This window comes from Ensifer adhaerens, from assembly GCF_002940685.1.
Classification (GTDB): Bacteria; Pseudomonadota; Alphaproteobacteria; order Rhizobiales; family Rhizobiaceae; genus Ensifer; species Ensifer adhaerens_E.
The window spans coordinates 305,326-328,569 of the sequence record NZ_PNFP01000001.1 but is presented as its reverse complement, the minus strand read 5'-3'; the positions used below and the strand labels follow the sequence as shown (position 1 = coordinate 328,569).

Annotated in this window: 26 protein-coding genes; 10 read left to right on the top strand and 16 right to left on the bottom strand. The window is 63.2% G+C overall.

The window, feature by feature from the left end; genetic code table 11:
* The first annotated feature begins 137 nt into the window (after positions 1–137).
* Positions 138–710, top strand: coding sequence for a ribosome hibernation-promoting factor, HPF/YfiA family (hpf, locus tag C1A35_RS01730; RefSeq protein WP_104662637.1), 573 nt, complete (start codon positions 138–140; stop codon positions 708–710).
* Between the two features lie 172 nt (positions 711–882).
* Positions 883–1,347 carry a PTS IIA-like nitrogen regulatory protein PtsN gene (gene ptsN, locus C1A35_RS01725; RefSeq protein ID WP_043615607.1) on the top strand — a complete coding sequence of 155 codons (465 nt, stop codon included), beginning with the start codon at positions 883–885 and terminating at the stop codon, positions 1,345–1,347.
* 54 nt (positions 1,348–1,401) lie between these two features.
* Here the strand turns inward: ptsN and C1A35_RS01720 are convergent, their stop codons facing one another.
* Positions 1,402–2,214 carry a helix-turn-helix transcriptional regulator gene (locus C1A35_RS01720; protein ID WP_104662636.1) on the bottom strand — a complete coding sequence of 271 codons (813 nt, stop codon included), beginning with the start codon at positions 2,212–2,214 and terminating at the stop codon, positions 1,402–1,404.
* A 147-nt stretch (positions 2,215–2,361) separates the two neighbouring features.
* Between C1A35_RS01720 and C1A35_RS01715 the strand changes: the two genes are divergently transcribed.
* Positions 2,362–3,129 carry an SDR family NAD(P)-dependent oxidoreductase gene (locus C1A35_RS01715; RefSeq protein ID WP_104662635.1) on the top strand — a complete coding sequence of 256 codons (768 nt, stop codon included), beginning with the start codon at positions 2,362–2,364 and terminating at the stop codon, positions 3,127–3,129.
* A gap of 12 nt (positions 3,130–3,141) precedes the next feature.
* Entirely contained in the window at positions 3,142–4,377 is a 1,236-nt protein-coding gene (locus C1A35_RS01710; protein WP_104662634.1) for a D-arabinono-1,4-lactone oxidase, read from the top strand.
* A gap of 80 nt (positions 4,378–4,457) precedes the next feature.
* On the opposite strand, the gene grpE is transcribed toward C1A35_RS01710, so the two are convergent.
* Together grpE and hrcA are read right to left on the bottom strand one after the other, a co-directional pair.
* Positions 4,458–5,075, bottom strand: coding sequence for a nucleotide exchange factor GrpE (gene grpE, locus C1A35_RS01705; protein ID WP_104662633.1), 618 nt, complete (start codon positions 5,073–5,075; stop codon positions 4,458–4,460).
* A gap of 220 nt (positions 5,076–5,295) precedes the next feature.
* The gene (gene hrcA, locus C1A35_RS01700; protein WP_104662632.1) at positions 5,296–6,375 is read right to left on the bottom strand and encodes a heat-inducible transcriptional repressor HrcA; all 1,080 of its coding nucleotides are present in this window, start codon (positions 6,373–6,375) and stop codon (positions 5,296–5,298) included.
* 160 nt (positions 6,376–6,535) lie between these two features.
* On the opposite strand from hrcA, the gene rph reads away from it, so the two are divergent.
* The 4 genes from rph (at position 6,536) to hemW (ending at position 9,593) form a co-directional block, all read left to right on the top strand.
* On the top strand, positions 6,536–7,255 hold the full coding sequence (rph, locus tag C1A35_RS01695) for a ribonuclease PH (RefSeq protein WP_104662631.1): 720 nt from the start codon (positions 6,536–6,538) through the stop codon (positions 7,253–7,255).
* Between the two features lie 16 nt (positions 7,256–7,271).
* The gene (locus C1A35_RS01690; protein ID WP_104662630.1) at positions 7,272–7,667 is read left to right on the top strand and encodes a VOC family protein; all 396 of its coding nucleotides are present in this window, start codon (positions 7,272–7,274) and stop codon (positions 7,665–7,667) included.
* Positions 7,668–7,684: 17 nt separating this feature from the next.
* The gene (gene rdgB, locus C1A35_RS01685; protein WP_104662629.1) at positions 7,685–8,329 is read left to right on the top strand and encodes an RdgB/HAM1 family non-canonical purine NTP pyrophosphatase; all 645 of its coding nucleotides are present in this window, start codon (positions 7,685–7,687) and stop codon (positions 8,327–8,329) included.
* Positions 8,330–8,408: 79 nt separating this feature from the next.
* Complete coding sequence (gene hemW, locus C1A35_RS01680; RefSeq protein ID WP_199772845.1) at positions 8,409–9,593, top strand: radical SAM family heme chaperone HemW; 1,185 nt, start codon at positions 8,409–8,411, stop codon at positions 9,591–9,593.
* 40 nt (positions 9,594–9,633) lie between these two features.
* Here hemW and C1A35_RS01675 read toward each other — a convergent pair whose 3' ends face one another.
* From C1A35_RS01675 to C1A35_RS01635, 9 genes are all read right to left on the bottom strand, one after another.
* Entirely contained in the window at positions 9,634–10,248 is a 615-nt protein-coding gene (locus tag C1A35_RS01675) for a glutathione S-transferase (protein ID WP_104662628.1), read from the bottom strand.
* Positions 10,249–10,452: 204 nt separating this feature from the next.
* Positions 10,453–11,703 carry an RNA polymerase sigma factor gene (locus C1A35_RS01670; RefSeq protein ID WP_104662627.1) on the bottom strand — a complete coding sequence of 417 codons (1,251 nt, stop codon included), beginning with the start codon at positions 11,701–11,703 and terminating at the stop codon, positions 10,453–10,455.
* An 8-nt stretch (positions 11,704–11,711) separates the two neighbouring features.
* The gene (locus C1A35_RS01665; protein ID WP_234822707.1) at positions 11,712–12,062 is read right to left on the bottom strand and encodes a YciI family protein; all 351 of its coding nucleotides are present in this window, start codon (positions 12,060–12,062) and stop codon (positions 11,712–11,714) included.
* Positions 12,063–12,099: 37 nt separating this feature from the next.
* A complete protein-coding gene (locus C1A35_RS01660; RefSeq protein WP_104662625.1) occupies positions 12,100–12,492 on the bottom strand; it encodes an MAPEG family protein in 393 nt (130 codons plus the stop codon).
* A gap of 400 nt (positions 12,493–12,892) precedes the next feature.
* Positions 12,893–13,258 (bottom strand): DUF1801 domain-containing protein, encoded by a 366-nt coding sequence (locus C1A35_RS01655; protein WP_104662624.1) that lies wholly within the window; start codon positions 13,256–13,258, stop codon positions 12,893–12,895.
* A 34-nt stretch (positions 13,259–13,292) separates the two neighbouring features.
* On the bottom strand, positions 13,293–13,706 hold the full coding sequence (locus C1A35_RS01650; RefSeq protein WP_199772833.1) for a DoxX family protein: 414 nt from the start codon (positions 13,704–13,706) through the stop codon (positions 13,293–13,295).
* A gap of 67 nt (positions 13,707–13,773) precedes the next feature.
* Positions 13,774–15,045 carry an RNA polymerase sigma factor gene (locus C1A35_RS01645; RefSeq protein WP_104662623.1) on the bottom strand — a complete coding sequence of 424 codons (1,272 nt, stop codon included), beginning with the start codon at positions 15,043–15,045 and terminating at the stop codon, positions 13,774–13,776.
* Positions 15,042–15,416: a YciI family protein gene (locus tag C1A35_RS01640; RefSeq protein ID WP_043615571.1), complete on the bottom strand. Its 375-nt coding sequence runs from the start codon at positions 15,414–15,416 to the stop codon at positions 15,042–15,044. The genes C1A35_RS01645 and C1A35_RS01640 overlap by 4 nt, the downstream gene beginning before the upstream one ends.
* Positions 15,417–15,539: 123 nt before the next feature.
* Complete coding sequence (locus tag C1A35_RS01635) at positions 15,540–16,499, bottom strand: DMT family transporter (protein WP_234822706.1); 960 nt, start codon at positions 16,497–16,499, stop codon at positions 15,540–15,542.
* A 133-nt stretch (positions 16,500–16,632) separates the two neighbouring features.
* Here C1A35_RS01635 and gcvA point away from each other — a divergent pair, with 133 nt between their 5' ends.
* Positions 16,633–17,577, top strand: coding sequence for a transcriptional regulator GcvA (gcvA, locus tag C1A35_RS01630; protein ID WP_104662622.1), 945 nt, complete (start codon positions 16,633–16,635; stop codon positions 17,575–17,577).
* Between the two features lie 51 nt (positions 17,578–17,628).
* On the opposite strand, the gene dnaA is transcribed toward gcvA, so the two are convergent.
* The 4 genes from dnaA to mutM all read right to left on the bottom strand — a co-directional run bounded on the left by dnaA (position 17,629) and on the right by mutM (position 22,288).
* Entirely contained in the window at positions 17,629–19,074 is a 1,446-nt protein-coding gene (dnaA, locus tag C1A35_RS01625) for a chromosomal replication initiator protein DnaA (protein ID WP_234822704.1), read from the bottom strand.
* Between the two features lie 1,042 nt (positions 19,075–20,116).
* A complete protein-coding gene (gene rpsT / locus C1A35_RS01620; RefSeq protein WP_034797494.1) occupies positions 20,117–20,383 on the bottom strand; it encodes a 30S ribosomal protein S20 in 267 nt (88 codons plus the stop codon).
* Between the two features lie 189 nt (positions 20,384–20,572).
* Entirely contained in the window at positions 20,573–21,346 is a 774-nt protein-coding gene (locus C1A35_RS01615) for an enoyl-CoA hydratase (protein ID WP_104662620.1), read from the bottom strand.
* 51 nt (positions 21,347–21,397) lie between these two features.
* On the bottom strand, positions 21,398–22,288 hold the full coding sequence (gene mutM, locus C1A35_RS01610; RefSeq protein ID WP_104662619.1) for a bifunctional DNA-formamidopyrimidine glycosylase/DNA-(apurinic or apyrimidinic site) lyase: 891 nt from the start codon (positions 22,286–22,288) through the stop codon (positions 21,398–21,400).
* Between the two features lie 175 nt (positions 22,289–22,463).
* Here mutM and ubiE point away from each other — a divergent pair, with 175 nt between their 5' ends.
* Positions 22,464–23,240, top strand: a complete 777-nt coding sequence (gene ubiE / locus C1A35_RS01605) for a bifunctional demethylmenaquinone methyltransferase/2-methoxy-6-polyprenyl-1,4-benzoquinol methylase UbiE (RefSeq protein WP_104662618.1) — start codon at positions 22,464–22,466, stop codon at positions 23,238–23,240.
* The last annotated feature ends 4 nt before the right edge of the window (positions 23,241–23,244 follow it).

Sequence of the window (23,244 nt, the reverse complement as noted above, 5' to 3'; positions counted from 1 at the left end):
GGGACATGCTCGCCCCGGAAGCCTCCCGGTGCGACCGGTGGCTGCGACAGAGGCGCCCCGCAAGTCTGAAAGGCTTGGATGACGGGACCGCTTGGAATAGACTGGCTGCGCAAATCACGAACGAGAGAGGAAACTCCATGAGTGTGCGTGTATCCGGTAAACAGATGGAAATCGGCGATTCGTTCCGTGCCCGCATCGGCGAGCAGATCGAGCAGGCCGTTACCAAATATTTCGACGGAGGATATTCAAGCCAGGTCACTGTGGAAAAATCCGGGCCGCGCTTCAGCGCCGACTGCAAGCTTCATCTCGATACGGGCGTGGTTATGCAGGCGAACGGTCAGGCGAATGACCCACAGGCTGCCTTTGACGCGGCGTCGGATCGCATCGAAAAGCGTCTGCGTCGCTACAAGCGCAAGCTGAAGGATCACCATAACGGCAACGGACAGAACGCTGCCGAGGTCGCCTACACAGTGATGGATTCGGTGCCCTTCGAGGATGACGAAGTCCCCGAGGATTACGCACCGACGATCGTCGCCGAAAGCACGAAACAGTTGAGGACGATGTCTGTCGCCAGCGCCGTGATGGCGCTCGACATGACGGACGAACCCGTCCTGATGTTCCGTAGCCCAGGCAAGGACGATCTGAATATCGTCTACAGACGCAACGATGGAAATATTGGCTGGATCGACGCTGCCAATATCAAAGCATGAGCGGATAGGGGGGTGCCGGCACGCCGGTGCTCCCCTTGCCCATAATCAGCGGGCAGGCCGGAAAATGTGACTTTTCTGTGCATGGAACCCGCCATGACAAAGATGGTTAGAGCCATTGCGACGCATTTATGATGATGTTGTCCGGCTCTAACCGGCGAACGAGGACAAAAGAATGGCATTGGCAGGTCTACTGCATCAAAATGCGATCATCCCGGCCATGAGGGCCAACTCGAAAAAGCAGCTCCTCCAGGAATTGGCGGCAAAAGCATCAAAGATCACCGGGCTTCCCGAGCGTGAAATCTTCGACGTGATCCTGCAGCGCGAGCGCCTCGGTTCCACCGGTGTCGGCAACGGTATCGCCATCCCGCACGGCAAGCTCAACAATCTTCCCTCGATCATCGGCATCTTTGCGCGCCTCGACACGCCTGTCGATTTCGAGGCACTGGACGACCAGCCGGTAGATCTCGTGTTCCTGCTGCTCGCGCCTGAGGGCGCCGGCGCGGATCACCTCAAGGCGCTGTCGCGCATTGCCCGCGTGCTGCGCGATCAGGACATGGTCGCCAAGATCCGCTCGAGCGATTCCGCCAGCGCGATCTACACGCTGCTCGACGACGACGCGACCTCGCACGCGGCCTGAGCGTAATCGAAGGGGCGCATCCGGCCGGATGCGCGCAGTCGCCCGGAGCCTGCGTCAGTAAAGCTGACGCCCGTTCAAATGATCAATGAAAATCCGGAACAGCGCCCCCTGGCTCGAAATGCCGAGCCGGCGATAGATGTTCTTGCGATGGATACGCACCGTGCCTTCGGCAATGTTCATCACCTTGCCGATCGAAAGGTTGCTGTGGCCCCTGAGGATCAGCCGCACGATGTTGCGCTGCTGCTTGGTCAGCCGATCTGAACAGAGGCTGTCGAATGCAGCCTCCATCGCATCGTCGCCCTCCTCGGATGGCGGCGACGCAACCGCCTGGCCCTGCTGGCGCCAGTTCGATCGGACGGCCTCGCGCACGATCGGCTCATAGACGCGCAGCCGCGCCAGCTCCGCCGCGCTGAAGGGCTCACCGCCGCGCCCGCGCATCAGCGAATAGGTCGCCTGCAGACCGCCGTCGAGCGGAATGACAAAACCCACCTCCTCGACCAGAACGCCCTTTTCCATTGACACGCAAGGGTGCACTTCGGCCGAGGACGAGAACGCCGACTGGAAGAACTGGTCCGGCGCGAGCTCGCGCATCCGCCACAGCCCTGCCGGCTGGCCGGCGCAACAGGCGACATAGAAGGGATCAAGCAGGTAGGCGCCACCGAGATAGGCGGCAAGCGCACTTGCCGATACCTTGGCCGTATAGCCGTCATGCAGCACGATCGGCCTGGCATCATAGGGATAGGCGAAGGCGACCGAGAGATCGAAGCTGGTGACCGACCGCAACATCCGGTCCAGCGCCTCACCGAAATCCTCCGTGCCGATCAGGCCGATCATCGCCGAAATGTCGGCGGACTCGCTTGCGCGCATTCCCTTGTCATCCCCCAACCCTACGTATCCCCCATGGGATATCGACAGCCCCTCGCTCGTCAACAATAATTCCCAGGGAGAGGGAAACGGCACCTGTCGCGAACGCGCCACTTGGCGGCTCGCGATGGTGCACGAAGGGAGGACGCGATGACAGGCAGGCTTTCAGGCAAGGTGGCGCTGATCAGCGGTGGCGCGGGAGGCTGCGGCCTTGCGGCATCCGAACTCTTTGCCCGCGAGGGCGCCAAAGTCGGCATCGTCGACCTGCCGCGCAGCAAGGGCGAAGAGGTTGCCGCGGCGATCCGCGCCAAGGGCGGCGAGGCGATTTTTGCGCCCGCCGACGTTTCGGTGTCGGCCGAGGTGACCTCTGCCGTCAAGGCGGTCGAGGCGGCTTTCGGCGCGATCACGGTGCTCTTCAACCACGCCGGCATCCTGGCCGTCGGTCCCTTTCTCGAAACCGAGGAGGACGAGTGGGACCGGCTGATGGCGGTCAATGTGCGCAGCATGTTCCTGATGACCAAGGCGGTGCTGCCGGGCATGCTTGCGGCTGGCGGCGGCAGCATCGTCTGCACCTCGTCGATTTCGGCTGTGGCCGCGACGCCGATGGAAGTGCTCTACGACACCACCAAGGGCGCCTGCCACATGTTCGCGCGCGCCATTGCGGTGGAGTTCCGGGACCGCGGCATCCGCTGCAACGCTGTCTGCCCCGGTTTCATCGCCACCGACCACGGCAAGCGCGAACTCGTCGGGCTCAGCAAATACGGGGTCGACGTCTCGGAAGCGGCGATCGCCGCGCAGCAGGGCCGCATGTGCGACCCGAAGGAAGTGGCGAACGCGGCGCTGTTTCTGGCGAGCGACGAGGCGAGCTTCATCAACGGCACGCATCTGTTCGTCGACAATTGCTTCACCGCGGTTTGAGGGAGGGGAAAAATGCTTCAGGCAGGTGGCCACTGGCGCAACTGGGTCGGAAACCAATCATGCATCGTGCGCCACCGCGGCGCGCCGGACAGCGAGGCAGCGCTCGCACAAATGGTCCGCGAGGCGACATCCAGCGGGCTCAATGTGCGCTGCGCCGGCTCCGGGCATTCCTTCACGCCGGTGGCGCTGACGAGCGGCCTGCACCTGACGCTCTCCGGCATGCAGGGCGTCGTTAGCATCGACAGTGGGCGCAAGCGCGTGGCGGTCAAGGCCGGCACCACCATCAACCAGCTCGGCAAGGTGCTGAAGGAAAACGGCCTGTCGCTGATCAACCAGGGCGACATCGACAGCCAGGCACTCGCAGGCGCGCTGACAACAGGCACGCATGGCACCGGCGCCAGGCTCGGCAACATGGCCTCGCAGATCGTCGGCATGCGCCTGGTGCAGCCCGACGGCAACATCCTCGTCGTCGACGAGACGACGCCGGACCTGCTGGAGGCGGCGCGCGTATCGGTCGGCATGCTCGGGGTGATCTCGGAGATCACCCTGCAGGCGATGGAGAGCTACAATCTGCATGAAAAGCTCTGGCGCTGCACCTTCGACGAGATGATCGAGCAGCACGACGAGCTGGCCGCCAAGCATCGCCATTTCGGCTTCTTCTGGTGCCCGGTGCCTGAGAGCCGGCATTGCTACTGCCTGCCCGACACGGCCTCGGTCTCGACCACGGACAAGACCTCCGACGTCTGCGAGATGAAGGTGATCGACATCACCGAGGAAGCGCCGATGGAGCGCGGCTTCGAAAAGATCGCCTATTCCTCGGAGATCTATCCGATCGAATACGTGCCGAACTTCCACGAGCTCGAATATGCGGTGCCCGTGGCAAACGGCAAGGACGCGGTCAAGGCGGTGCGCAAGCTGATGCTGGAGAAGCACCCGACCTGCATCTACCCGATCGAATATCGCTTCACCGCCGGCGACACCGGCTGGATCAGCCCGTTCTTCGAGCAGGACTCGATCACGCTCTCGGTCTCTGGCGAACCGGGCACCGACTACTGGGAATACCTGAAGGACGTCGACACGATCCTCCGGCAATACGGCTCGCGGCCGCACTGGGGCAAGCTGCACTTCCTCGGCGCCGAGGACGTAACGGCCCTCTACCCTCGGGCTGGCGACTTCCGGGCGCTCCGGGCAAAAGTCGACCCCGAGGGACGTTTCCTCAACGACCACCTGCAGCAGCTCTTCGGATAGCGTCCGCTAACGCAACGCTCGAACAAAAAACGCCGCGCGATGGTCGCGCGGCGTTCTTTTTTGAACTCCGATCGTCAGGATCAGGCGGTCGGCGCGTCGCCGTTCTCGCCGGCAACCACCTTCGGGCCGCCCTTGGAAACGCCGACCATGGCCGGGCGCAGGACGCGGTCGCCGATGGTGTAGCCAGCCTGGACGACCTGCAGCACCGTGTTGTTCGGAACGTCCGTATTCGGGATTTCGAACATGGCCTGGTGGAAGTTCGGGTCGAACTTCTGTCCCTCGGGCTCCAGCTTCTTGACGCCGTGGCGCTCGAGCGCCGAGAGCATCGAGCGCTCGGTCATTTCCACGCCTTCGATCAGCGTGTTGAGACCGGCTTCGCCAGCTTCCTTGGCTTCCGCCGGAATGGCGTCGAGCGCGCGGCGCAGGTTGTCGGATACCGCCAGCATGTCGCGGGCAAAGCCAGCGACGGAGTAGGACTTGGCATCCTTGACGTCGCGTTCGGTGCGACGGCGCAGGTTATCCATTTCGGCGGCAAGCCGAAGGTACTTGTCGCGCAGCTCGGCGCTTTCGGCCCGGGCGAGTTCCAACGCATCGGGCTCGGCAACGGCTGCTGCCTCGGCAGCCTCGGCAGCGTCCGGCGCGGCGTCGAATACCTCGTCGGTGGCCTCGGGTCCGTGCTTGTTCGTATCGTCGGTCATGACGTTCTCCGCAGTGTCGTCTCTATTGTCCTTCGCATTTCCACGCCGCAAGCGCGAGCCTGCGTTTCAGCAAAAATGCTCAGGGACTGGATTTGAAGCCGATATCGAGGTTTGGGGCCGAAAAATCAAGGGTTCAATCGCGCTCGGAGAGCGCCGCGTGGCTTATCGGGCGCGCAAAGGTCGCCGCAGCACTCTGATTTGCTGCACCCAAAGCCCGTCTTTAACGGGAAAGCCGCGACATCAGCTGCGCGGTATAGTCGACCATCGGCACGATGCGGGAATAGTTGAGCCTGGTCGGACCGATGACGCCGACGGCGCCGACGATGCGATCCTCGCCATCGCGATAGGGCGCGACGATCAATGACGAACCGGAGAGCGAGAACAGCTTGTTTTCCGAGCCGATGAAGATCCGCACCCCCGGCCCGCTTTCGGCAAGATCGAGCAGCTCGATCATGCTGTCCTTCTTTTCGAGGTCATCGAACAGCATTCTGAGCCGATCGATGTCCTCAGCGCCTTCGAGCCCTTCAAGCAGGTTGGCGCGGCCGCGCACGATCAATCGCGCCGGCTTTTCGTCGCCCTCGTTGCCCGACCAGATGGCCAGGCCGCGCTCGACCAGATCCTGCGACAGCGCGTCGAGTTCGCCGCGCACCGTCAGCTTCACCCTTTCGAGCTGTGCCCTGACCTCGGCGATCGTCTGACCGGCAAGATGGGCGTTGAGGAAGTTTGCCGCTTCGGTCAGTTGCGAACTGGTGACGCCGGCCGGCAGTTCGATGATGCGGTTTTCCACCTGGTCATGTTCACCGACGAGCACGGCCAGTGCCTTGGTCGGCGCCAGGCGGATGAATTCGACATGCTTCAAGACCGGATCGGCCTTGGCGGTGATGACGAGGCCCGCGCCGCGCGACATGCCCGACAGCATCTGGCTCGCTTCGGTCAGAAGCGCGTCGACCGGCTGTGTATGATCATCACGGCGCACATGGCGGTCGATCGAGGCGCGATCCTCCGGCGAGAGATTGCCGACCTGCATGAAGGCGTCGACGAAGAAGCGCAGGCCCGTCTGGGTGGGCAGGCGGCCGGCGCTGACATGCGGCGAATAGATGAGTCCGAGATCTTCGAGGTCGCTCATCACGTTGCGCACGGAGGCGGGCGACAGCGCCATCGGCAGAAGCCGCGACAGATTGCGCGAGCCGAGCGGCTCGCCGCTCGTCAGATAGGTCTCCACGATGCGACGGAAGATTTCGCCCGAGCGCTCGTCCAGCGCCGCGGCGATTTCCTTTGCTCCGGGATTGCGCAGTACCATGTCACTCCACATATGCAGGCACATCCTGCCGTGGCCGGAATATAGTGTCCCTGCGATCCGTTGGCAAAAGGGAAAAAACGGTCGGCAGCCCGGCTTTCCACCGGTTCCCTTTACCTCTGCCATGCTCTAGAAGGCTGACGAGATACGATAGGAGTTGACGATGCGGCCATCCGGCAGAAAAACCGACCAAATGCGCAAGGTTTCCTTCGAGCGCAATTTTTCCAAGCACGCGGAAGGCTCCTGTCTGGTGCGGTTCGGCGATACCCACGTGCTGTGCACCGCAAGCCTTGAGGAAAAAGTTCCGGCCTGGCTGCGCAACGGCGGCAAGGGCTGGGTGACGGCGGAATACGGCATGCTGCCGCGCGCCACCGGCGAGCGCATGCGGCGCGAGGCGGCCAGCGGCAAGCAGAGCGGTCGCACCCAGGAAATCCAGCGGCTGATCGGCCGGTCGCTGCGCGCCGTGGTCGATCTGCCGGCGCTCGGCGAGCGCCAGATCTCGATCGACTGCGACGTCATCCAGGCCGATGGCGGCACCCGAACGGCCTCGATCACCGGCGCCTGGGTTGCGCTCTACGACTGCCTGAAGTGGATGGAAGCCCGCAACATGGTCAAGGTCGAGAAGGTCCTGAAGGATCATGTCGCGGCCATCTCCTGCGGCATCTTTGCCAACCAGTCGGTGATCGACCTCGACTATCTGGAAGATTCCGCTGCCGAGACCGACGCCAACTTCGTCATGACCGGCGCAGGTGGCATCGTCGAGATCCAGGGCACGGCCGAAGGCAAGCCGTTCTCGGAAGAGGAATTCGCAAGCCTGATGGGCCTTGCCAAGAACGGCATTGCCGAGCTGGTCGCGCTGCAAAAGCAGGCGATCGCCGGCTGACGAAAGGATTTTCAGGATGGCCCCGGCGCTGGAAGGCATTCTCGAGACCGCGCTCTATGCGACGGATCTCGATGCCGCCGAGGCCTTCTATGGCGGCATTCTCGGCCTGCAGAGGATCACGCGTGCGGGAAACCGGCACGTGTTCTACCGCTGCGGCCAGGGGGTGCTTTTGATCTTCAATCCGGCCGAAACAGTGAAACCGCCGATCCCGCACGGCACCAGCGGCCAGGGCCACATGTGCTTCCGCGTTGCGGCGGAGGCACTCGACGCCTGGAAAGCCAAGCTGGAGGCCGCCGGCGTCGCCATTGAGGCGGACACGCGCTGGCCGAACGGGGCGCGGTCCTTCTACTTCCGCGATCCGGCTGGAAACAGCCTGGAATGTGCGGAGCCGGGCCTCTGGTCCATCGAATGAACACGAAACGAGACACTATGCGCAAACTCGACAACAAGACGCTGATCGTCGCCAGCCACAATGCCGGCAAGATCCGCGAGATCCGCGACCTCATCGGACCGCTCGGCTTCGAGGCGAAGTCGGCCGCAGACCTCAACTTCATCGAACCGGATGAAACCGGAACGACCTTCGAGGAGAACGCCACGATCAAGGCGCTCGCCTCGGCCAAGGCCTCCGGCCTGCCGGCGCTTTCCGACGATTCAGGTCTGGCGATCGACGCGCTCGACGGCGCACCGGGCGTCTATACGGCCAACTGGGCCGAGCGCGAAGATGGCAGCCGCGACTTCGCCATGGCCATGCAGAAGGTCGAAGATGCGCTGCAGGAGAAAGGCGCCCAAACGCCTTCCGCGCGCACCGCCCGTTTCGTCTCGGTTCTTTGCCTTGCCTGGCCGGACGGTCATGTCGAGCTCTTCCGCGGCGAGGTCGAAGGCTTCGTCGTCTGGCCGCCGCGCGGCAGCCAGGGTTTCGGCTATGATCCGGTGTTCCAGCCGAAGGGCTACGAGACCACCTTCGGCGAGATGAGCGCCGACGAGAAACACGGCTGGAAGCCGGGTGACGAAGAGGCTCTGTCGCACCGCGCCCGCGCCTTCAAGATCTTTGCCGAGACCTGCCTCGGAGCCTGATCTGAGCGGGATAAGAAGTGCGTGCGCTTTTCCGCCCGCATCCCGCTCCCTACTGAAAGTGATCATGAGAGACGCAATAATGCACACGGCCACGCTATCGGCGATCGGTGACGGCATGGACCCCGGTTTCGGGGTCTACGTGCATTGGCCGTTCTGCGCGGCCAAATGCCCCTATTGCGACTTCAACAGCCATGTGCGCCACCAGCCGGTGGACCAGCCGCGTTTCGTTGCGGCTTTCCTGAAGGAAATGGAAGAGGTGCGCGAACTCTCCGGCCCGCGCACGGTCACCAGCGTCTTCATGGGCGGCGGCACGCCGTCCTTGATGGAGCCTTCGACGGTTGACGCCATCCTCCAGGGCATCGCTCGCCATTGGCATGTGCCCGATGGCATCGAGATCACCATGGAAGCCAACCCTTCGAGCGTCGAGGCGACGCGCTTTCACGGCTACCGCGCCGCCGGCGTCAACCGCGTCTCTCTCGGCGTCCAGGCGCTGAACGACCGGGACCTGAAGTTCCTCGGCCGGCTGCACAACGTCGAAGATGCGCTGAAGGCGATCCGGCTTGCGCGCGAGATCTTCCCGCGCATGTCCTTCGACCTGATCTATGCCCGGCCGAAGCAGACGGTCGAGGAGTGGGAGCGCGAACTGAAGGAGGCGGTCTCCTACGCGGTCGACCACCTGTCGCTCTACCAATTGACGATCGAGGAAGGCACGCCCTTCTACGGCCTGCACAAGGCCGGCAAGCTGATCGTTCCCGACGGCGAGCAATCGGCCGTGCTCTACGAGGCGACGCAGGAGATCACCGCCGCGATCGGCATGCCGGCCTACGAGGTGTCCAACCACGCCCGCCCAGGTGCCGAGAGCCGCCACAACCTCACCTATTGGCGCTATGGCGACTATGCCGGCATCGGTCCCGGTGCGCACGGCCGCCTCGGTATCGGCAACGGCAAGATCGCGACCTCCACGGAGCGCAAGCCCGAGGAATGGCTGCGCCTCGTCGAGACCCATGGCCACGGCATGATCGAGCGGGAATCCCTCGATCTCGAGGCGCAGTCCGACGAGTTGCTGCTGATGGGCCTTCGCCTCAAGGAAGGTGTCGATCTGGCCCGTTGGCAGAGCCTTTCCGGCCGCGATCCGGACCCGGATCGCGAACAGTTCCTGATCGACCACGGCTTCATCGAACGGCTCGGCAATTCGCGCCTGCGCTGCACGCCCGCCGGCATGCTGATCCTCGACGCCGTGGTCGCCGATCTCGCCTGCCCCTAAGTCGACCAGGCCTTGAGGTTGGCTTTCGCCGGCTACAGGCTCAATCGAACGTTTCGCCCGACAGCGGCGTCGCCCGCATCGACAGCCGGTTCTCGAACGCATCGAACCAGGCAGTCAGCTTCGGCCGATGGCGAAACGACGGCAGCTCGCGGAAGACCATCCAGGAGAGCGTGGTCGCGAGCGCGATCTGGCCGATATCGACGGCGGCCTCGGGTTCCAGCGTCCTCTCCAGCCAATCGTAGGTTTCTTCGATCTTTTCGGCATAGCCATCGGCGAGCGCCGGATAACGCAGATGTTCGGGACGGCGCTCCCATTCCCAGCGAAGGCCGATGCCGGTCTGGGCAAGAACCTGGGCCACCGACTGCAGTCTGAGCGACCGCCAGCGCGGCTCGCCGGCTTCCGGGATCAGCTTGCGGCCTTCATGCAGCGTGTCGAGATAGGCGCAGATGACGTCACTGTCGAAGATCGGTTCCTTGCCTTCACGCAACAGGATCGGAACCTTGCCGAGCGGATTTTCCGCATAGACCTCGTCGTTGCGCCGGGTCGGGCTGGTCTCGTGGTGGATGACCTCGAGCCGGCCGGCAAGGCCGACCTCATGGGCAAAGACGAGCGCCTTGCGGGCGAAGGGGGAATGGGTCTGGTAGTAGAGGATCATGATTGCCTCGCGGGATCTGGCCTTGAATTCCTGTTCCCGTGAAGAGATATTGCATCGCGGCCGATAAAGGCGCTCTGATTTGTCGATCCAGCTGCAATTTCGTTTCGTTTGAGCCGACCTTTTCGGATCGACCTTCAAGCGATCCCGTCAGCCTCTTGCGACGCCCGACGGAGATCGCCACCGGAGTGCGCCCGGACACTGCCGCTATTCCCGCCCCGGCAAGGCGGACCCCGTACATGGCAGTGCCGCCAAACGTTTCTCGAGAAACAATACCTCGGCGGGCCCGGGCGCGAGTTCGATGGCGCGCCCATAGGCCCTGGCGGCTTCAACCGGCTTGCCGGTGGCCGCCAGCAGCGATGCGCGTGCCGCGCACCAGGGCTGATAGTCCGCAAGCTGGTCCGCAAGCCCTTCGACGATCTCCAGGCCCCTTGCGGGATCGCCGGCTTCAGCCACCGCGACAGCGGCGTTCAGCGAGACCACGGGCGTCGGCTCGAAACGAAAGAGCGCGGCATAGAGTGCCGCGATCTGTGGCCAGTCGGGTCCCCCTTCGGCCAAACGGCAGTCGGCGATGGCGGCCTTGATCTGGAACGGTCCCGGGCTTCGTCGGGCGATCGCACGCGCAAGAAGCGCGCGGCCTTCCGTGATCTGCGCCCGATCCCACAGATTGCGGTCCTGCTCGCTTAAGGGAAGGCTCGCTCCGTCGATGCCGATCCGTGCTGCCCGGCGAGCGGCGGTCAGCAGGATCATCGCCAGCGCCCCCTCGATTTCCGGGTCTTCCGGGCGCAGCCGATCGATTATCCGCGTCAGGTATTCGGCCTCCAGGCAGAGGTCGCGCGTGCAGTCGCTTCCCGCGAGATAGCCTGTCGTGAAAATCAGGTAGATGGTGGTCAACACCGCATCCAGCCGTGCCGGCCAATGTTCTGCTGTCGGCACGAAGAACGAAATTCCCGCACCGGCAATCTTGGCCTTCGCCCGGCTGATACGCTGGCCCATCGTCGGCTCCTGGTCGAGAAAGGCGCGGGCGATTTCGGTGGTGGTGAGGCCACAGACTGTTCGCAAGGTCAGGGCGACGCGCGACTTGAGTTCAAGGGCCGGGTGGCAGCAGACGAAGATCAACCGCAGGCGCTCGTCGGGGATGTCGTCCGGTTCCGCCTCTTCCCGCACGATCAGTTGCGCCAGCGCCTCGGCCTTGCGGGCATCCCGGCGCGCGCCGCGCAGGCGGTCGAGCGCCTTGCGCCGCGCGACCGTCAGGAGCCAGCCCTGTGGCGAGGCCGGCACGCCGGCCCTGCCCCAATGCGACAGCGCCGACACTGCCGCTTCCTGAAGCGCGTCCTCCGCCAGCGAGAGATCCCGCAGATTGGCCGCAAGAATGGCGAGCAGCCGCCCCCGATCCGACCGCAGGGTGCTGTCGAGCAACTTTGCCACTGCGATGGCTTTGGGGACGGCCTGTGTCATGGGTCGCTTCAGTTCGTCGGGTTGTAGTCCATCAACGGACGGACCTCGATCGTGCCGAAGTGCGCCGAGGGTATCAGCGCAGCATAGGTGAGCGCCGCATCCAGATCCGCGACATCGATGACGTAATAGCCGCCAAGATGCTCGTGGGTTTCAGCGAACGGGCCGTCCATGGTTTCGACCTTGCCGGATTTGATGCGCAGTGACGTCGCGGTTTCTATTCCCTGCAAGCCCTCGCCCGAACGCAGCACGCCGTCTTCCTTCATCCGCGCATTGGCGGCGAAGAACCCGGCCATCATCTCCTGAAACGCAGGTGTACCGTAGGCGGGCTCTTTCTGGGGGTCGTTGTAGATCAGCAGCATGTATTGCATGGTTTTGCCTTTCGAACGTGTGCAGATGTCAGAGGTCGACGGCGTTGACGCCGAGGCAGACCATGGCGTTGAGCGCAGCGAGGATGTTGGTGCCGTTTCCGACGTAGCGAAGCGGGTGCCCTGCATTGTCGGCTTTCAGGCCGAAGGGGTGCGCGATGCGCCCGATGAGCAGCAGCGCGCCCGAGATGTGCAGGTAGAGCGCCGGCGCACCCATGCCTTCGGCAAGCATCATCAGGATGATGACGAAAGCCGACCATTCGGCGCAGTTACCGTGCTGGCGAATGCGTTGAAGCAGAAGCGCGTTGCCGCCGTCACCGAACGATACGCCCTGCGCCGATCGCAAGGCGCTGACGCGGAACCAGAGGATCAGATAGATCGCCGCCACCGGCAGCGCATACAGTGGTGTCACCGTAAAAGTCATAGTCTCTCCAATGGGCTTGAATGGTCTCAGCGTGCGATGGACGTCCGCGCTTCGCAAATTTCGACACGGGCAAAATCTTTTTCGAAAATTTTTGAGGATCGGCCCCAGGGACGATGCCCGACGCACCATGGCGATGCAAGGCAGGCGCGAGCCCGCTCGGCCTACAATTAACGGTACCGGGCAGTGCCCCGCAGTGTCGGGACGGAACTCGTCATTGCGACCAGCCGGACAGACCGGGTGATATAGGTTTTCGCGCGCCAAAAGACCGAGTGAACAGGTAGGCGCGCGCCGCCGACGAAGGGAGAGCGGCCCGGATCATTCTGTCTCGCGGACCGGACATCACGAGCCGGTTCCGCGAGGAGACGCAATCACGCCGGGCCAGACGTTCGTCCGTAAGAGCCTACTTCATCGGATCGCCTTTCAGGCGATTGAGCTCGATGCCCCTAGCCACCAGCCGGGCGACCTCGGCGTCGTCCACGTCATCGGTGGCGCGCAGGCGTATATAGGCCATGTCGCCCTTGCCGCCGCCCTTCTCCAGGCGGGCGTCGAGATCGAGCATCTCGGCGCCGCGCCAGAAACCGAAGGTCACGTGATCTTTGGCTCCCTTGAGCAGGCAGACTGGGCCACCAGCTTCATAGATGGGGTGCCCCCACTTGACGGCATCGGCAAGCCCACCGGCGGCAACGAGGGCCGCATGCAGGCGTTTTGCCACATCAGCAGGGACGCCGGACAGGCCGGCAATGTAGTCGTCGACTGTCTTGGTCATGGTCGTCCTTCAATTGTGCGGTCGAAGTCGGGCGTCAGTTCTTGAGCGGGATGAGCGCGCGCAGCCGCGGATCCCTGAGCCACAGGCCGCCCCAGGCCATGACGCCCAGATAGAAGCCGAAGAGCAGATGGGTGAAGAGCGGGCTGCCGGCCCGCAGATGCGTCGCCATGGCGCCACCGAGATAGCCGGTAAGCAGAATGGCGCCGAGGATCGAGGTGCGCGGGATTACATAGAGCACGGTGCACAGCAATGTGAGAATGCCGAGCAGCCGCGCAAGGCCCTGATCGGAGGAATAACCGAGCGCGACCATGGTTTCGGTGACGACGGCAAGCGGCACGAGCTTGATGACGGCATCGAAGACCAGGAAGGCGACAAGCACGCCGCTGAGAAAGCGGCCGAAGATGATCGACTTTGCCGTTGGGGCGGGCACAGCAAGGCTGGTGTTCATGGGTATCTCCTTGGGTTTCGTTGTCGATCCAAGGACGAAGCCGCGTGAGGGATCCCGACAGAGGCCGTCAGATTTTTCTTTCGGAAAGCTCGATACCAGGCGCCTCATCGAGCTTGTCGAGCTGCATGCGGATGTAGGCGCATTCGGCCGCGTTGGTGGCAAGCGCGATCGCATGGTCAAAAGCGACCCGCGCCTCGCGCACCTTGCCGAGCTGCTTCAGCAGATGGCCGCTCAAGCCATGAAAATAGAAATAGCCGGACAGTTTATCGGCAAGCGGTTCGATCATGGCGAGTGCGGCCTCCGGCCCCTTGCGTTTCGATACCGCGACAGCGCGGTTCAGCGTGATCACCGGAGAGGGCTGCAGCCGTTCGAGCGCCTGGTAGAGCAGATCGATCTGGGCCCAGTCGGTCTCGTCGGCGCGCTCGGCGCGGGCATGCAGGGCGGCGATCGCGGCCTGGATCTGGTAGGCGCCCGGCTGCCGGTAGCGCATCGCCTTGTCGATCAGAGCCAGCGCCTCGTCGATCAACGGACGGTCCCACAGGCCGCGGTCCTGGTCTTCAAGCAGAATGACGGCGCTATCCGCATCGAAGCGGGCGCGCGCCCGCGAATGCTGGATCATCATGAGCGCCGTCAGGCCCATGATCTCGGGCTCGGCCGGAAAAAGCTGCAGCAGCAGGCGCCCGAGCCGGATCGCCTCCTGACAGAGGTCGGCCGATACGCTTTCCGGGCCGTTCATCGCCGAATAGCCCTCGTTGAAGACGAGGTAGATCATCGTCGCGACGGCGGCGAGCCGGTCGGCGCGGTCGGCGGCGTCAGGCGTCTCGAAGGCAAGGCCGGCGGCCGCGACCCGCGACTTCGCGCGGGTGATGCGCTGCTCCATCGCCGCCTCGCTGACGAGGAAGGCACGGGCGATCTGCTTGACCGAAAGGCCCGAAACGATGCGCAGCGCCAGGGCGATCTGCTGTGTTGCCGGGAGTGCCGGATTGCTGCAGACGAACAGCAGGCGAAGAATGTCGTCGCGATAATGGGAGCCGTCGAGCTGGTCGGCGAGCGCACCCTCCTGATCCTCGAGGTCGGAAAGAATTTCCTCCGGCGGCAGCGCCGTCTCGCGGGACTGGCGGCGCACCTTGTCGATGCCGCTGTTGCGGCCGACGAAGATCAGCCAGGCGGCGGGGTCGCGCGGCGGGCCGCTCTTCGGCCAGGTCTTCAAAGCGCGGATACAGGCCTCCTGAAACGCTTCTTCGGCGGTGTCGAGGTTGCGGAAATAGCGCAACAGCGCGCCCACGGCCTGCGGCCGGGCCGAAACAAGTGCGAGGTCTATCCAGGCTGTGTCTGTCATGAAGCAAGCTCACTGGGTTTGTAGATGGCAAGAGGACGGATTTCGTAGGAGCCAGCAGCCGGGTTGGCGGAGCTCAGATCGCGGGCAAAATCGAGTGCTTCATCGACAGACGCGCAGTCGATGACGTAGAAACCGAGCAGTTGCTCTTTCGTCTCGGCAAACGGGCCATCGATTACGATCGTCTCGCTGTGACTGTGCCGGAGCGTCGTCGCCGACGTCGTCGGCATCAAGCGCGCCACTGGTCCAAGCCGGCCTGCCTCCGCATATTTGCTCTGTACGGCCAACAGATCATGCATGACTTTTTCGTCCTGCTCCTTGGTCCAGGCGTTCGTGACATCTTCTTGATTGTAGCAAAACACGGCGTAAAGCATCGGAACTCCAGCTCCTGAAACAAAGACGGTGGCGGCAAGCAATAGCCGACAACCGGGATGAAAAAAACAGGGCCGGCGGGTGCTTTCGCCCACCGGCCCGCAATGCGTGTAAATCAGAAACGCTCAAGCGTTGTCGCGGCACTCTAACGTGGGGTCGGCGGCCGGCCTTTGGAAGAGGCGGATAAGCCGACCATCGATCGCCGCAAGACCAGCCGCAATCAAGGCCATGCCCAGGAAATGCTTGGGCTCCAGCGTCTCGCCAAGGAACATGGCACCGAGCAGGATGGCACTGACCGGGATCAGGAAGGTGACGAGCATCAGGTTGGTGACCCCGGCCGTCTCGAGAATGCGGAAGAACAGGACGTAAGCAAGCGCCGTGGAGATCAGTGCTATGCCGACGATCGCCGCCCACACGTCGAGGCCAGGCATGGGAAGCGTCCAGGGATGGTCGATGAGAAGAGACAGCGGCACCAGCATGATGCTCGATGCGGAGACCTGGCCGGTCGCCGTCACGATCGGCGCGACACCCATGCGCTTGAAGCGACGGGCAAAGACGCCCGCGAGCGAATAGGAAAGGGCCGCGCCGAGAATGGCGAGCTGGGCCCAGAGATTGGAGCCGAGCCCGCCGAGTGCGGCCGGACCGATCATCATCGCAACCCCAAGGAAACCGACGACGACGCCGGCGAGGCGATTGGCCGTCAGCTTCTCGTCATCGGTCAGAAGGTGCGCCACGATCACGCCGAAAAGCGGCGTGGTGGCATTCAGGATCGACGCAAGGCCGCTTGCGATATGCGTCTGCCCCCAAACGATCAGCGAGAAGGGGATGAGATTGTTGAGCAGCCCCATGCCGAAGAAGGCCAGCCACACGCGCGGATCGCGCGGCATCGACAGTCCGATAAGGCGAACGAATGCGAGCAGCGCGAGCGCCGCGAGGCTGACCCGGAGCGCCACGATCGTGACCGGCGGCAGCGCCTTGACGGCAACGCCGATGAAGAAGAAGGAGCCGCCCCACAGAATGGACAGCAGGATCAACATGCCCCATTCCCGGGCGCCCATGACCTTGGCCTGCGTTGCTTGCACCATGACCGTAAACCTCGTTTGTTTGTTCAGCTAAATCACGATGACTTCGACATCTTGACTTTGATCCAATATTCTCAGGATATTAGACGTCCAGCAAACGATCATTTCTCGACACATGATTGAGTTTGACTAAACCATGGCCACATCCCTTCCCTCCCTCGCCTCGCTGCGCGCCTTCGAGGCGACGGCGCGCCATTCGAGCGTGACGAAGGCCGCGCACGAGCTCAATGTCACCCCAGGCGCGGTCAGCCTGCAGGTGCGCGAACTGGAACAGACGCTCGGGGTGACGCTCTTTGAGCGTCGACCGAGACAGCTGGTGCTGACCGAGGATGGCAGCACCTATTTTGCAACGCTCAGACGCGCTTTCCGCATGATGCGCGAGGCGACCGAGGAGCTGACGGCGCGCAAGCGTGCGCCGGTGCTGACAGTCAGCTGCACGCCCACTTTTGCGGCCCAATGGCTTGTGCCACGCATTGGCGCCTTCGAGTTGCAGGTGCCGGGCATCGACGTGCGCATCAGCACCACCAACCGGCTGACGGACTTCGACAGCGACGGGGTCGATGTCGCCATCCGCCATGGGCTCGGCCGCTATGACGGCCTTATGAGCGAACGCCTGATCGACGACGACCCGGTTCCGGTCATCCATCCGGCGCTCAGGGCCAAGAAGCCTCTCGACAGGCCAGAGGATCTCGCGGGCCACGCGCTGCTGCATGACGTGCACCGCCAGGATTGGCGGTTATGGCTGGACGCAGCCGGGGTCGAGGGCGTGGATCCGGGACGCGGGCCGGTCTTCGTCAACAGCAACGGAGCGATCGATGCGGCCAAGGCCGGCGACGGCGTGGCGCTAGTGCGCCTGTCCCTGGTGGCGCGGGAGCTCGCAGACGGCATGCTGGAGGCCCCCTTTCCGGAGGGCGTCATGACCGGGCTCGCCTATCATCTCGTCTATCCGCCGGCGGCACTCGACCGACCGCCGGTCGTCGCCTTCCGCAGCTGGATCATCACAGAGGCACGCGCCCAGCAGGCGACCGAGGATCCGGCCGCCGGGATACCGCATAAGCTGACAGCAAAAGCGCAACGCTGAACGACAAAGGGCCCGGAGTCCGGGCCCTTTTCTCAAGACAGTCAGGATCGACTATTCGTTGATCAGGCGCTTCAGCAGCTCGATCTCATGGCTGAGCTTGGTATCGCCCGAGATCAGCTCCTCGATCTTGCGCACGGCGTGCAGCACGGTCGTGTGGTCGCGCCCGCCGAAGCGACGGCCGATCTCCGGGAAGGAGCGCGGCGTCAGCGTCTTCGACAGATACATGGCGATCTGGCGCGGCTTGACGATGACACGGGTGCGGCGGTTGGAGACGAGCTCCTGGCGCGAGACGTTGTAATGCTTGGCGACGACGCGCTGGATGTCCTCGATGCGAACGCGGCGCGGTTCACCGGCATTGACGAGGTGACCGAGCAGTTCATCAACGCGCTCGATCGAGAGCTGCGGCTCGAAGGAGCGGCGGAACAGGAGCTGGTTGAAGGCGCCTTCCAGTTCGCGGCCGCTGGCGGTGACGTTGCGTGCCACATGGCTGAGGATTTCGCCGGGAATGTCGAGCGAACCGTCATCCTGACGGGCCGTGTCCAGACGGCGCTTCAGCATTTCGAGGCGCATGTCGTAGTCCGGGCCGTCCATCTCGATGGCGACGCCGCCCTGGAGACGCGAACGGACGCGGCTGTCGAGCGATTCCAGTTCCCACGGTGCGCGGTCGGCTGCAACGACGACCTGCTTGGCGGAATCGAGCAGCATGTTCAGCAGGTGGCAGAACTCGTGCTGGATCGACTTGCCCTGTAGGAACTGCATGTCGTCGATGATCAGAAGGTCGATGTTGCGCAGCGACTCCTTCAGCGACAGCGCATCGTTGTCGCGGATCGCGGTGGCAAAACGCCACATGAAGTATTCGGCCGTCAGATAGACGACACGCGGCGCACGCGCGCTCTGCAGCGCCTGGATGGCGATCGCCTGCAGGAGATGGGTCTTGCCGAGGCCAACGCTCGAATGGATGAACAGCGGGTTGAACCGCACGGCGCCAGCGCCGGCTTCCGCGATCGTCCGGGCGGCGGCAAGCGCCACACGGTTCGAGGAACCCTCGACGAAGTTCTCGAAATTGTAGCGCTGGTCGAGCGGCGAGCCGAAGAGCGGCGCCTGGGTCGGCCTCTGCATGCTTGCGACGGTCGCCGCGGCAACGGTTGCCACCGGCTGGGCTGCGGCCGGACGGCGCGCTGGCTGAGCCGGAGCTGCTTCTGCCGCCTGCGGCAGCGCTTCTTCCTGGGTGGTCGGACGAGCGCCACGGGTTGCCGTGCGCACCAGGATCTCGATCTTCATGATCTCGCCGTCTTCCTGCTGGAAGATCGAGGTGATGAGGTCGAGATAACGGTTGTTGATCCAGGACTTCAGGAACGTGGTCGGCACCGAAAGGCGCACGACGCTCTTGGATACAGAGTGGAGCTTCAGACGCCCGAACCAGCTTGCAAAGACATCCGGACCGACTTGAGCTTTGAGACGCGCACTTACCCGCTCGAACAGTGCGTCGTGCCTCATGTCGATTTTTTCCCCCGCCGCCTGAGATAGATTGCTTCCGGCTTGAAATGCGTCTCCTTCTTTCTGAAGTGCGCCCGCCGTCACCAAATTCATCTGCATTTTGCCGCCTTCCAATTCATGTTCAGATGCCGTCATCGCTGCCGGCCTCATCTCTTATGTCCGTCGCCCGCGGCGCCCATGAAGGCCATGCCGCTTTCGCCGAACGTCACAGTCGCAAACGACGCCGGGCTCCTCATCTCCCGCCTCGCTGCGCGCTACGCGCATCCACTTGCCGTTTCGGGCAGGCAGATGTCCCCTCGCGCCTATCGTCAACAATCCTCCGGTGCGCTCCCGCACCGTCCCGGATCCTCCTCCTCGTCAACAGCTCTCCGCACCCTCGTACGAAGCGATGAGCCGCGCGTTGGATCTTGATCTCGCGTCCAGGCGCCGCTTGCACCCGTCATCGAGATCCCGGCACCCCGCCACAATCACAGGACGAAAGTTCCTCGTCCGGAGTGGTATAACCATCCGGTTTTTTCACCTTCGACTTGTCTGATTGAACGACGCGGAGCCGCCCTGATACAAAGGACAGAAACATCGAAACCATTCCTTGGAAATGGCCTCTTTTGCTTCCTTTTACAGATGTGGTCCGTGTCCCCTGTGGAGGGCATTTAGGCAGGATCGATGGGCAAGATCAATCGCGATTTTTACGCAACCTTAAGCGCTGGCCGTTGACTCTCTCGCCGCCATTTGCTTGCCGCATTCCGAGTCCGTGAAGAATCCCTGTTGAATCAAGGGTTTTGATTTTTCGCTCTTTGCTTAGCTGGCGAAAAAGAAAAAAAATAAAAATTCGCTTGACTCAGAATGGGCCCGAGGGACCCCCAGCCAGAGATATCCTTTTGATAAGGACCTCTCGCAAGTCATTGAAAAACTTACATAAATTTTGTCATCGCATTGACATAAGCAAAGACCGCCGGATTAACCATCGCGATGACAGAAGTATGAATCCGAAAAGCCCGGCGCAAGGGCCGGGCTCTCGATTAACAGATTTTTCTTAGCCGGATTAGGCCGAAAGCGACTTCACGCGCTGCGCAAGACGCGAAACCTTGCGCGATGCAGTGTTGGCATGCAGGACGCCCTTGGTGGCGGCGCGCATCAGCTCGGGCTGAGCTGCCTTGAGCGCTGCGGCTGCAACTGCCTGATCGCCGGTTGCGATGGCTTCTTCGACCTTGCGGATGAAGTTGCGGACGCGCGAACGACGGGCCTTGTTCACTGCGGTGCGGCGTGCGATCTTGCGGGTCGCCTTTTTCGCCGAAGTTGTATTGGCCATTTGTGCCTCTCTTCGAAAACTGACATGAACTCCGCCCTCGCCGTGCCGGGTCACTGCGACCTGTCATCAAAGCAATTCGGGAGTATTTCCGGAAAGCCCAGAATGGCGTTCCAAACTGAGGGCGGCGTATAGCGGGAAACGGCCGCCCCGTCAACGCGCAATTTCCAGAATCTGCGCGTCTCCCTTGAGCTATCGATGTTTGAACTCCGGCTTGCGCTTGGCGACGAAGGCGGCCATGCCTTCCTTCTGGTCCTCGGTCGCAAACAGCGAATGGAAGAGCCGCCGCTCGAAACGCAGGCCTTCGGCAAGCGTCAGTTCCAGCGACCGGCTTACCGCCTCCTTGGCCATCATCACGGCCGGCAGCGAGAAGGATGCGATCCTCTCGGCCGCAGCCAGCGCTTCCTCCATCAATTTCTCCGGCGCCACCACACGCGAGACGAGTCCCGCGCGCTCGGCCTCCGCCGCGTCCATCATGCGGCCGGTCAGCACAAGGTCCATCGCCTTGGCCTTGCCGACGGCGCGCGTCAGGCGCTGCGAGCCACCCATGCCGGGAATGACGCCGAGCGTGATCTCCGGCTGGCCGAACTTCGCCGTCTCGGACGCAATGATGAAGTCGCACATCATGGCGAGCTCGCAGCCGCCGCCGAGCGCATAGCCGGAAACGGCGGCGATCACAGGCTTGCGGGCACCGGCCACCTGATCCCAGCCGCCGATGAATTCGCCGAGATAGCTCTCGACGAAATCGAGCGACTGCATCTCCTTGATATCGGCGCCGGCGGCAAAAGCCTTCTCCGAGCCGGTGACGACGACGGCGCCGATCCCCTTGTCGGCATCAAAGGCCTTCAGCACTGCTGCGAGCTCGCGCATCACGGTCGAGTTCAGCGCATTCAGCGCCTGCGGACGATTGAGCGTCACCAGGCCGACGCGGGCACGCGTTTCGACCAGCAGCGTTTCATAGGTCATTCCAGTCTCCTCCGGTTCAACTCGGGCACCCGACCGCGCACGGTCAGGCGTTCATTTCTGGCATTGCGGGCAATGGAAGGTCGAGCGGCCCGCCTGCACGATACGGGCGACCGTACCGTCGCAGCCAGCCGTGCGGCAAGCCTCTCCTTCGCGGTCGTAGACCGAGAAGGAGTGCTGGAAATAGCCGAGCGAGCCATCGGCCTGGATATGGTCCTTCAGCGACGAGCCGCCGGCGGCAATGGCATCGGCGATCACCTCGCGGATCGCGTCGGTCAGGCGCAAAAGCCCGTCCTTCGGCTTGCCGCGCTTGTCGACGAGCGCGCCCGCAGGTTTCACGGGCGACAGGTGCGCGCGCCACAGGGCCTCGCAGACATAGATATTGCCAAGCCCGGCAATGTTCTTCTGATCGAGAAGTGCCGCCTTCAGCGGCTGCGCCTTGCCGGCAAAGCGCTGGGCGAGATAGGCGGCGTCGAGCAGGTTTCCGGTCGGCTCCTCGCCGAGCGCGCGAAAATAGGCGTGGCTCGCAACGGTATCCCGGCGGGCAAGGTCCATGAAACCGAAGCGGCGCGGGTCATTGTAGATCACCCGCACGGGGCCTGCGGCACCGTCGAGATGAAAGATGACGTGGTCGTGCTTCTCGTCCTTGCCGCGCGGATGGTGGAATTCGCCCGGCGCCGCCGGAACCGCCCCCGCCTCGATGCGGAAGGAGCCGGACATGCCGAGATGGGCGATGATCACGTCGCCGGCCTCGAGATCGATCATCAGATATTTGGCGCGGCGCGAAAGCGAGACGATGCGCTGGCCGGCGACGGTCGAGGAGAAATTCTCCGGGAAGGGAAATCGCAGATCCGGCCGGCGCAGTTCCGCATTGACGAGCAGCGCCCCTTCCATGGTCGGCGCCAGGCCGCGCTTGACGGTTTCGACCTCGGGCAATTCCGGCATCACTGCACTCCTCACTTCATGCCGCCCTGACGTGAGAGCGGTTGGCATTTCCTTGGCGGCGTTCTTATCCTATAGGGGTGCGCTATGCCGCAGCCGCGGTCCCGCCCACGAGATAGCGCGTGACAGGCCTTTTCGCTATGGTGCCGGAAAAATTGGTTCAGGTGGAGTTCTTCGTATGACGGATCAGCGCGTATCGGCCGATGGCGGCATGGAAACATCCTTCGGTTTCCGCAACGTCGGTACGGGCGAGAAGCAGCCGCTCGTCAACGACGTCTTCCACAAGGTGGCCAAGCGCTACGACATCATGAACGACGTGATGTCGGCGGGCCTCCACCGCGCCTGGAAGGATGCGATGATCGCGGCGCTGAACCCGCCGCGCCGCGAGGGCTACAGGACCCTCGACGTTGCCGGCGGCACCGGTGATATCGCCTTTCGCATCATCGAGGCTTCCGACCGAAAGGCGCATTCGACGGTGCTCGATATCAACGGCTCGATGCTGGCCGTCGGCGCCGAACGGGCCGAGAAGAAGAAGCTTTCCGCCAACCTCGATTTCGTCGAAGCCAATGCCGAGGACCTGCCCTTCGAGGCGAACTCCTTCGACGCCTATACGATCGCCTTCGGCATCCGCAACGTGCCGCGCATCGACGTGGCGCTGAAGGAGGCGTATCGCGTGCTGAAGCGCGGCGGCCGGCTGCTGGTGCTCGAATTCTCCGAAGTGGAGATGCCGCTGCTCGACCGCTTCTATGACGCCTGGTCGTTCAATGCGATTCCGAAGTTCGGCAAGCTGATCACTGGCGACGAGGCGCCCTACCAGTATCTGGTGGAATCGATCCGCAAGTTCCCGAACCAGAAGGACTTCGCGACGATGATCAAGGAGGCGGGGTTCTCCCGCGTCTCCTTCACCAATTACACCGGCGGCATCGCAGCGCTGCATTCCGGCTGGAAAATCTGATCCC